The following is a 10,043-nucleotide window of genomic DNA, read 5'->3' on the forward strand; positions in this document are numbered from 1 at the left end:
CTTGATGAGGATTACTTAAACAAGGGCCATAGGAAAACCAACGCCATCAGGATTGGACACACTACACGAACGTAGGTTGGCCACACTTTCCAGAACAGACTCTCCGAAATTTCTGGGTTACCTTGACGCAACTCTTCCAGTACCTGGTTACGCTTCCAAATCCAACCCGCAATCAGCGCCATGATAAGCCCCAGAATTGGCTGCATATACTCTGTGGTAATGCTGATCACCAGACCAAACAGTGAACCAAAGTTAAAGATGATAACGGTTGAGAACAGCGCAATTGCACCGCCAATCCACCACACAACTGTCTTACGATCTTTATTCAGTTCTTCAGAAGCACAAGACACTGGCACTTCAAGCATAGAAATTGATGAGGTCAGGGCTGCGATAACCATCAGCGCAAAGAAGGCCACACCAACAATCAGACCTGCGCTGCCCATGGTGTCAAACATCGCTGGCAACACACTGAATACCAGCGTATCACCATCTAAGAGGCCACCGGCTTCGTTGTAAATCTGCACACCGTTGTGTTGAGCCGCAAACATTGCAGGGAGGATCAGAAGGCCCGCAACAAAGGCAACACCCGTATCTAACAAAGCAACCTGCGCCGCTGTTTTAGGCAGATCCGCATCTTTGCGAAGGTATGAGCCGTAGACCATCATAGTGCACACACCGATAGACAGAGAGAAGAATGCCTGCCCCATCGCACTGACCATCAGATCAGGAGAGAAGTGCGAAGTATCCGGAACCAGATACATCTTCAGGCCATCAACAGCACCCGGTTGGAAAAGGGTGTAAATCACCATCAAGATGAACAGCACAAACAGCACTGGCATTAAACGGCTTGACCATTTTTCAATACCATCTGCAACACCATTACGAACCACTAGAATCGTCAACACCATGAACAGCAGCATCAATACCAGATTGCGTTCAATGCTGAAGCCTTCCAGCCAAGCCGCAGCCGCGTCCATGCCCACCGCGCTCAGCAACGGGCCCACGAGAAAGCCAAAGAACCAACCGGCCACGATGGCATAGAAGCTGAGAATGCCACTCACGCCTAACATACCGGCGATACCCACCGCAGAGCCAAGCGCTTTTTGTTTTGGTGCAACAGAAATCAGGGAACGAATAGGGTTAGATGCACCGTAACGACCAATGGTCAGCTCCGCCACTAACAGTGGGTAAGCTAGAATAAATACCATTGCGAGGTAGGTCAGTAAAAAGACGGCACCACCATTGCTAGCCGCTTGCGTAGGGAAACCCCAAATGTTGCCAAGGCCCACCGCAGAACCTGCGGCGGCAAGAATAAACCCTAACCGGGAAGAAAATTGGGCTCTATTACCGCTTGCCATAATCACTCTCTAAAAATTTTTAATAATGTTGTTATACCCAATTCGTCCCTGACAGCCGCATTCAGCGAGAGTTAACTGGGTGATTCTTTTCCTGGTAATGTTCAACCTTCCTTGGGGGCGAACGCCAAGCTGTAAACTTATCATTACAGAATTCAAAGCTCCTGTTTGATGTACAGGCATGGCAAGTAAACCAGTTAGAGAATAAAATTTGAAGCGATCGCGCTATATTTTTCGATCAGCCAACATAATTCCCCATTCTCGCCCTCCTTCTGATTACTTTATAAACACTTAGTGACAAAGATTTATTAACAATTGTCTGTTGAGTTGGAAAATACTTCCCGTCTGCCTCGCGATTGGGAATATGCATAGCTAAATACAGTGCATACTGTTTCTTAACAGCCTATATTGGGGATGTTTTGGGTCTAAGTGGATTGAAATGGATAAGATTTATCAGTTCTTGGTGTGGGCAAGCGTCTTCTTTTATTGGTTGCTTATCGCCGGTGTGACTATTCGCGTGGTGCTCAAACGTCGCGCGCTCGGTGTTTCCATCGCCTGGTTGATGATCATCTATATCATTCCTATTGTTGGTGTCATTCTTTACCTGCTTTTTGGCGAGCTCAACCTTGGCAGGAAAAGGGCTGAACGCGCCAGATCTATGTTTGCGCCTTATGGTAAATGGCTTGAAACCATCAATGAATGTGAAGCTCACCGACCACAGCACCAAAGTTTCCTCGCTCGCCCTGTTCACGATTTATGCCTGCGACGGGCAGGGATCCCTGCGTTGGCGGGCAATCAACTCACGCTGTTCAATGAAACCGCAGACATTCTGCGGAATATTGCTCAAGATGTCAGAGAGGCCGAACACTCCGTCAATATGGTCTTCTATATCTGGCATCCTGGTGGACATGCTGACGATGTCGCCAAAGCGGTGTGTGATGCAGCGAAACGCGGCGTTACGGTACGAATTCTGCTTGATTCCGCTGGAAGTAAAACCTTTTTCAGAAGCCATTGGCCTGATGCGATGCGTAATGCCGGGGTTGAACTCATTGAAGCTCTTGCCGTCAGTCCAGCGCGTATGTTCCTTCGCAGATTGGATATCCGTCAGCATCGCAAAATCGTGATAGTGGATAACAAGATTGGCTACACAGGTTCGATGAACCTGGTCGACCCCCGTTTCTTTAAACAGAATGCAGGTGTAGGCCAATGGGTCGACATTATGGTCAAAGCCGAAGGTCCTTCCGTGCCTATTCTCAACAGCATATTTGCCTGGGACTGGGAGGTGGAAACCGGCCTTCGCTATCTGCCCGATTTGCCCCAGTGCAGCTTGATTGAAGAGCATCGCCATGCAAACCACTCGGTCCAGATCGCTCCTTCCGGCCCCGGTATGCCAGATGGCATCATTCAACAGGTATTAATGCTGGCGATTCATCAGGCGAAAAAGAGCCTGACAATCACTACACCTTACTTGGTACCCAGTGAGAGCCTGCTTAGTGCACTGCAAACGACCGCACAGCGCGGAGTCACAGTAAATATTATTATTCCGGCCAAAAACGACAGCCTGATGGTGGAATGGGCCAGCCGCTCTTTCTTTAACGAGCTGTTACGCGCGGGTATTAATATCTATCGTTTCAACGGCGGACTTTTGCATACTAAGTCAGTGATGGTCGATGATAATTTCTGTCTTATCGGGACAGTGAACTTGGATATGCGCAGCCTTTGGCTCAACTTTGAATTGACGCTCTGCGTAGATGATCCTGAATTTTGCGACGATTTAGTTGCGCTGCAAAATGGCTACATGGCTAACTCTTCTCTCGTAGACCGAGCCGAGTGGTCACGACGCTCGGTGTTAAATCGCCCGATTGAGCAGTTCTTTTATATGTTTAGTCCTTTACTTTAACTTATACCCACTCTATCCAGAAAATTGTTACTAATACTTGCGTTAAAAGTATTCAAAAAGTTGAGCTTTATATATATTCATAAAGTTTTACAAAATAATAGAATGTGACCTGAAACTTTCTTATAGGCCTTTTTTGGTTACTAAATAACCTTCCTGATTAAAATAAACTCAAAGTAATAAGTGATAGATATCACATTTGCTACAAGTCATCTCACACGCCTATTAAAAGTCCTTATTTTTCATTATGTTATTTTTACAAAAACAATAAACTCATTACGATACATTCTTACAACGCAACTGCCTAGCGGATTAGACTTTATTTCATTTCCAGTTGTACTATGCGTGCCACTTATAACACCAATAAACTAGTGATAATCGTGTATATTCAATCGGAACTGAGTTTTTTATGCCGACTCGTTGCTCTCAAATCAGCCAAGCGTCATCACGATTGGTTGGAACAGCAAGGCGTCACATTAAGTTCTGAACAGGCAATTACTATCGCCGCAGTGGCAGACAAAGGTGAACTGCGTCAAGGCGATCTGATGGGGTTGCCATATTTAGCCAGTGAAAAGTCTAAAGTCAGTCGTGTCGTGCAAGGCTTGGTAATGGAGGGTTATATTGACCGTCGTGATGACATACATGACCGTCGCTCCAAAATCTTGACCTTGTCTGAAAAAGGACAAATGATGGCCGATATGATGTCTCAAGCAGAATCCAACAATAAGTTGATTTTGTCTTCATTGCTTTCCAGTGAAGAGATGTCTTCGTTGCAAAAAGCATTGGAAAAAATTGTACGCGCAATGTGATTCCCGTAAAGCCCGAGCCCTGCTCGGGTTTTTCTTTTTAAGCCCACCTAAAGCCTGCAACTTCTTAAAAATTACCGTATTTAATACGTGAAAAAAGATCCATATACGCATCAGTATCTTGATCAATGTTTGTGCATTTTTACGCATTTTTTGCGATCCATATACACTCAGTTGACTACACTTGAAGTGCGGATTGGGGACGCAGCTAAGGGGTGGTTAATGTTGGCTCGACACAGAAACTATTTGCTCAAAGACACAAAGCAATTACACGCTCATGTACAGGTTAATCCTACCGGCCTGTTAGAAATTGAGATCGTTGAGAAACGTCAATGCCACGCTGCAGAGTTTGAACACTTAAGGTTCGAACGCAGCGGCAGAGTGACGAAGTTGGTAGGCAAACACACGTCAAATGGCAAACCAGTCCATTGGCAATTGCCACTTGCAAATGATGACGCCAAGGAACTGGAGCATCTTATCGAAGAAGCCACGGAAGAGCTTGAAATACTGATGAGAGATCTATAACAAACTCATTGCACCATAGTGCCCATTGACGCTGCTCCGGCAGCGTTTTTTCTTTTTAAAGTCACCATTGATCCTGCATAATGTCTACTGGTTTCGAGCAGGCTTAACGCTTCATGTCTAAAGATATTTTTAATACTATCGACCTTAATCTTCTCAGAGTTTTTCTTGTCTTGTTCCAAGAGAAAAACACGAGGAGAGCCGCCGAACGTTTGTATGTCACACAACCTGCCGTTAGCCAAAACCTTAAAAAGCTCCGTCACTTTTTCAATGATGAGCTTTTTATAAAAGTTCCAGAGGGGCTGCAACCAACATCCAAAGCGGAAGAATTAGCCGCAAAAATTATTCCGGCTTTAAACGACCTCCAATCTTCTTTGAATGAACTGGAAGCGTTTGAACCTCTCACCCTGAAGAAAAAAATCAGGATCGCATTTGCCCCTCAAGTCATGATACGTCTGTCTGGCACTTTTATTCTTGAGCTCAGGGAAAAAGCCCCCTGCCTCGAGGTTGAAGTTGTTAATTGGACTTCTTCTACTATTACAGACATTGAAAGTGGCCAACTTCTAATGGGTATTTCATATGGCCTTGATGTTAAGCCAAAACATATTCGGGAGCAGAAGTTAGTCGACCTCACAGGTTGTTGCGCGGTAAGAAAAGACCACCCAATTCAATCAAAATCCGCGACACCGAACGAATTTTCCAAGTACGAGCTTGCCTCTCTTTTCATCCCTGGTTGGAGTGAAGACCTTCCCGTTGCAGCCAAGAAGATGAAAGAATTATCTCTTCCTTACAAAGTTGGCTTTCGCTCTGCCTACCCGATGGCGATAGTCGATGTTTTACATAAATCAGACATGTTTTTCGCTACCAGCAATCTCTTTCCCTTCAGTTCATATCCTTCTCTGCGTCGTATAGATGTTGATACCCAAGATTTCGAACTAACCTACTCCCTCAATAGTTTCTTCCACCAAAGAAACGGTAACGACCCTCTGACTCTTTGGCTCAACAGCCTTGTAAAAGAAGAACTGGAACTCGCTATCCAATAACCATTACTAATCACCGACATAACTGCTGCTAATTGGGGGTTATCACACTAATCCCCTATTCTGGTCTCGCCACTTAAGGACAGGCTCACGTAATTAGCAAGGATGCTCCCTTTTTAAGAGAGCAATCATGAAACGACTTCTTTGGGCAGCCACACTTTTAACCAGTTCATTCGCCGTCGCGGATATTCACTTTTCTCCAGGCCTAAAAATCGGAATGCAGTGGGGCTTGGGTGCTCAACTTGGCGTTAACGATGTCATGGGGTTTGAAGCCGTGTATGGCAGTTTCGGAATTGCCGATTCCTACTGGTTCTCTGACAAAGAGTCAGTCAAACACTACCGTTTAGGTGTTCAATATTTAGAAAGCAAGCACCAAGAGTATTCGGTTCAACTCGAAGCTGGGATTGCTGAGTACCGAGGCACAAGAAATTACTTTGGCCGTGATAGAGAAGATCTTAAAGCCTATGGACCTAGTGTCGGCGCTGCTTTGGTGTTTGATTACAACCTACCTATAAAAGTCAGATATGGCCTTGAAATGGGATATTTTCGACATCAGGACACCTTTCTACCGAGCGGCTTAGCGCCTCAACTCAATGTCGGTGTGATCCTCCCACTTTGATGGCTGCCGTTTTTCAGCATTTTTCGCCGTAACTTTAACGCTCAACGCATGTTGGGCGATTGTTACATCCTCATACTATGGATGAATGTACATTTAAGGCCACTCTGGTAAAATGCGCCAAAATTCAAATGTGAGCATGACGAGAGCCAAATATGCCAATGTATGTTGTGGGTCATAAGATCCCTGATTCTGATTCTATCTGTGGTGCAATTGCACTTGCATACCTGAAAAACCAAATCGGTGAGCCAGCAGTAGCAGCGCGTCTTGGAGAGCCGTCTCCTGAGACTGCTTTCATCCTGGAACGCTTTGGTTTCGAAGCTCCTGAGCTGAAACTGAGCTATGCAGGCGAAGAAGTTTACATCGTTGACCACTCTGAACTGACTCAAGCACCTGACGACATCGCAGAAGCAACGATCGTCGGTATCGTTGACCACCACAAACTGGGCGACCTAACCACTTCTACCCCACTGGAATGTTGGATCCGTCCTGTTGGCTGTTCTAACACCGTCATCAAAATGATGTATGACTTCCACGGCGTAGAAATTCCAAAAGAGATCGCAGGCATCATGATGTGCGCGATTCTGAGCGACACCGTTATCTTCAAATCTCCAACTTGCACCACCGCAGACATTCGTTGTGTTGAAGACCTAGCGAAGATTGCTGGTATTGAAGATTACGAAGCCCTTGGCCTGGAAATGTTCAATGTGAAATCAGCCGTCGCTGGTACACCTATCCGTGATCTGGTGATGCGTGATTACAAAGACTTCAACATGAACGGTAATCTGGTAGGCATCGGCCAATTGGAAGTAGTCGATCTATCAGTATTCGACGACATCAAAGCAGAACTGGAAGCAGATATCGCAACGTTAAAAGCAGAAGGCGAGCGCCACACTGTGATGTTGCTACTGACTGACATCATGAAAGAAGGTTCTGAGCTTCTGGTTATCTCTGATGACGTTTCTGTTGTTGAGCGCGCATACGGTAAAGAAACCGAAAACGGCCGCGTATGGCTGGATGGTGTTCTGAGCCGTAAGAAGCAGGTTGTTCCACCGCTTCAAGACGCATTTGCTTAATTGCGCATATCAATTAAAAAGGGCGGATTTCCGCCCTTTTTAATACGCTTAAGTGACAGGCTTTCTGGCTAGAAATAACATTTAATATATAAGCATCTAGTCAAAGTGACACTATTTTGTGATCGACACAATAATAAAACTACCAACATCATTAATTGATCAATAATAAGTGCCACTCTTTTATTGATACACCACCTTCAAAACCAACATCTTTACGTTGTCGTTTCTTTATCTAAAGAACAGCCGCTACTCTCTATACCTTAAAAATCGCAATATCAACCCATATCACTGCAACTAAATGTCTAATCAACTAATTGAATTGGAATGAGCTTTCCGTCAAATATCGATGAATAAATTAATTCTCAACATTAATACACTTTTAAATAATAATTAAAAAATCATCATAACTATAGTCACAAAGCCTTAAATAAGCCCTACTCTATTCAGGTAATTATTCTTATAAAAGACTGGTAGATAATTGAGGGTTCATGGATGTCCGAAGAGACTCTAGATCAGATGGCTAATAAGAAAGTTTTTATCTCTAAAAATGGACGAGTTGAATATGCGCAAAGTGGAATAAAAATAAGTCAAGGTGACGTTATTTTCATTCCACTGCAAGATGAAGAAAAAAATAGCTCTGCCAATGGAGATGATATAGCTTCACATACCGTATTGCTTGTGGAAGATAACCTACCGCCAGACATGGTACTGACGGATGATTTCGAGGAAATTATAAAGGCAATCAGTGAAGGTCGAGACCCTTTGCTAGTTGCAAATGTGGATCCACAAGCAGGCGAAGCTTCAACAGGTTCATCGCTTGCTCCACAGGCTGTTATTCTCGCCAATTCACTCTCTGTATTGGCTTCAGCGGGATTTGACACTGATTACACTTTCGCTACCAACTCTCCCCTCCTTGACTTTTCCGGAGCAAGCGCTTTATTAAGCAGCCAAGAATCAGAGGGTTCTTCGCCAAGTACTCCTTCTCTCCTTCAAGCAACATTAGGTGGCAGTAACTCTGTATTTGAAGGGGGTACTGCCACATATACCATCACATTATCAGAACCTGCAACGTCAGACATTGTGATCACTATTAGTGTGCAGCATAAAACATCAGAATCTGGCGATATAACTCCAATTACCCAAGAGCTGGTGATCCCAGAAGGTCAAACCCAAGCTATCTTTGTCGTCGATATTTTGGATGACTCCTTTGATGAAAGCGATGATGATGACAGCTTTGAAGTTTCTATTATCAAAACTGAAGTCAGTGACAACCAAAAGTTAGTCGATTCATCCGCACCTTTTACGACAACCATTTTTGATGAAGACACTAAAGACCTAAAGGTTGGTGAAGACACTCCAATACTTTTATTGAATGGCGATAGTGCCGTAGATGAAGGCTCTGACGCGATCTACACATTGGAGCTTTCTGAGGCTCCATATTCAGACATGGAAATAGTAGTTACTATTAGCCACATTTCCAGTGAAACTGGAGATATCACAGTTTCAGAAAAGTTAGTCGTCATTCCAGAAGGCAGCACAACAGCAAGCTTTACTGTAGAAACCCTTAATGATGTTTATGATGAACGTGCTGACGAAGATACCTTCAAAGTTGAAGTAACAAGTTCCGCAGGGGGCGCATTTGAAGGACAACCTACTGTACCTGATGCAGTGGAAACCACCATTAATGACGGCACCACCGCTGATGCACCGACTCTTACCTTAACTGGTGATACCTCTGTCAATGAAGGTGAAAGCGCCAGCTATACCTTAAGTATTTCGGATGCACCTGCCACAGATTTCACCGTTTCTTTGGTGATTGGTCATGTCACCACCGAAGAAGGCGATGTCGCCCCGGTGACCCGCGATGTGGTGATCGCTGCTGGGACCACTTCTGTCGACTTTACTATCGATACGCTGGAAGATGTCTTTAACGAAAGTGCTGATGACGATGTCTTCAGTGTCTCCGTGTCTTCTACCACTGGCGGTGGTTACGAGCAGCAGCCGGCTGCGCCATCCGCGGTCAACACCGAGATTGTGGATGATACCGATGCGGGAACATCACTGGGTGCTCCAACGCTATCATTAACTGGCGATACCGCGGTCAATGAAGGTGAGAGCGCCAGCTACACCTTGAGTATCTCCGATGCGCCGACAGCAGACTTTACTGTCACCGTAGTCATTGGACATAAGACTGCAGAAGACGGTGATGTCACCCCAGTCACCCGTGATGTCGTCATTGCGGCAGGCACAACGTCTACAGACTTTACCGTGGACACCCTGAACGACAGCCTGGATGAATCGGCAGATGACGATGTATTTACCGTCTCGGTGGATGCCACCTCCGGCGGTGACTTTGAAGCGCAGCCAACGGCTCCTTCCGCTGTCGAAACCACCATCAATGATGGCACCACCACGGATGCGCCAACCCTGACATTGACTGGCGATGCCTCTGTCATTGAAGGCGAAGCGGCAAGCTACACGCTTACCCTCTCGGAAGCGCCGACCGCGGACTTTACGGTCACTGTGGTGATTGGACACAAGACCACAGAAGATGGCGATGTGACGCCAGTGACCCGAGATGTCGTTATTGCCACAGGCACCACTTCCGTTGATTTCACCGTGGACACGCTGGACGACAGCTTGAATGAATCAGCGGATGACGATGTGTTCACCGTCTCGGTGGATACAACCTCTGGCGGTGACTTCGAAGCGCAGCCCACCGCACCGGCTG

8 protein-coding genes are annotated in these 10,043 nt (G+C 45.6%); 7 read left to right on the forward strand and 1 reads right to left on the reverse strand.

Annotated elements, in window-relative coordinates; all coding sequences use genetic code 11:
• Nucleotides 1-11: 11 nt before the first annotated feature.
• Nucleotides 12-1,358: a sodium-dependent transporter gene (locus tag G5S52_RS05325; RefSeq protein ID WP_165012093.1), complete on the reverse strand. Its 1,347-nt coding sequence runs from the start codon at nt 1,356-1,358 to the stop codon at nt 12-14.
• A 436-nt stretch (nt 1,359-1,794) separates the two neighbouring features.
• Between G5S52_RS05325 and cls the strand changes: the two genes are divergently transcribed.
• The 7 genes from cls to G5S52_RS05360 all read left to right on the forward strand — a co-directional run.
• Nucleotides 1,795-3,255 carry a cardiolipin synthase gene (cls, locus tag G5S52_RS05330; protein ID WP_165012094.1) on the forward strand — a complete coding sequence of 487 codons (1,461 nt, stop codon included), beginning with the start codon at nt 1,795-1,797 and terminating at the stop codon, nt 3,253-3,255.
• A 338-nt stretch (nt 3,256-3,593) separates the two neighbouring features.
• Nucleotides 3,594-4,061, forward strand: coding sequence for a winged helix DNA-binding protein (locus G5S52_RS05335; protein ID WP_205743772.1), 468 nt, complete (start codon nt 3,594-3,596; stop codon nt 4,059-4,061).
• Between the two features lie 219 nt (nt 4,062-4,280).
• Nucleotides 4,281-4,583 carry a hypothetical protein gene (locus G5S52_RS05340; protein ID WP_002540214.1) on the forward strand — a complete coding sequence of 101 codons (303 nt, stop codon included), beginning with the start codon at nt 4,281-4,283 and terminating at the stop codon, nt 4,581-4,583.
• Between the two features lie 113 nt (nt 4,584-4,696).
• A complete protein-coding gene (locus G5S52_RS05345) occupies nt 4,697-5,623 on the forward strand; it encodes a LysR family transcriptional regulator (RefSeq protein ID WP_165012095.1) in 927 nt (308 codons plus the stop codon).
• Between the two features lie 127 nt (nt 5,624-5,750).
• Nucleotides 5,751-6,239, forward strand: a complete 489-nt coding sequence (locus G5S52_RS05350; protein WP_205743773.1) for a hypothetical protein — start codon at nt 5,751-5,753, stop codon at nt 6,237-6,239.
• A gap of 152 nt (nt 6,240-6,391) precedes the next feature.
• A complete protein-coding gene (locus G5S52_RS05355; RefSeq protein WP_165012096.1) occupies nt 6,392-7,312 on the forward strand; it encodes a manganese-dependent inorganic pyrophosphatase in 921 nt (306 codons plus the stop codon).
• A gap of 678 nt (nt 7,313-7,990) precedes the next feature.
• The coding region (locus G5S52_RS05360; RefSeq protein ID WP_368737451.1) for an immunoglobulin-like domain-containing protein at nt 7,991-10,043 on the forward strand (2,053 nt) is incomplete at its 3' end.

It is taken from the genome of Grimontia sedimenti (genome assembly GCF_011045095.1).
Classification (GTDB): domain Bacteria; phylum Pseudomonadota; class Gammaproteobacteria; order Enterobacterales; family Vibrionaceae; genus Enterovibrio; species Enterovibrio sedimenti.

What these genes read in the sequence shown, in the direction of transcription:
- G5S52_RS05325 (WP_165012093.1), bottom strand. Translation starts at nt 1,358, where the DNA reads ATGGCAAGCGGTAATAGAGCCCAATTTTCTTCCCGGTTAGGGTTTATT.
- cls (WP_165012094.1), top strand. Translation starts at nt 1,795, where the DNA reads ATGGATAAGATTTATCAGTTCTTGGTGTGGGCAAGCGTCTTCTTTTAT.
- G5S52_RS05335 (WP_205743772.1), top strand. Translation starts at nt 3,594, where the DNA reads ATGCGTGCCACTTATAACACCAATAAACTAGTGATAATCGTGTATATT.
- G5S52_RS05340 (WP_002540214.1), top strand. Translation starts at nt 4,281, where the DNA reads ATGTTGGCTCGACACAGAAACTATTTGCTCAAAGACACAAAGCAATTA.
- G5S52_RS05345 (WP_165012095.1), top strand. Translation starts at nt 4,697, where the DNA reads ATGTCTAAAGATATTTTTAATACTATCGACCTTAATCTTCTCAGAGTT.
- G5S52_RS05350 (WP_205743773.1), top strand. Translation starts at nt 5,751, where the DNA reads ATGAAACGACTTCTTTGGGCAGCCACACTTTTAACCAGTTCATTCGCC.
- G5S52_RS05355 (WP_165012096.1), top strand. Translation starts at nt 6,392, where the DNA reads ATGCCAATGTATGTTGTGGGTCATAAGATCCCTGATTCTGATTCTATC.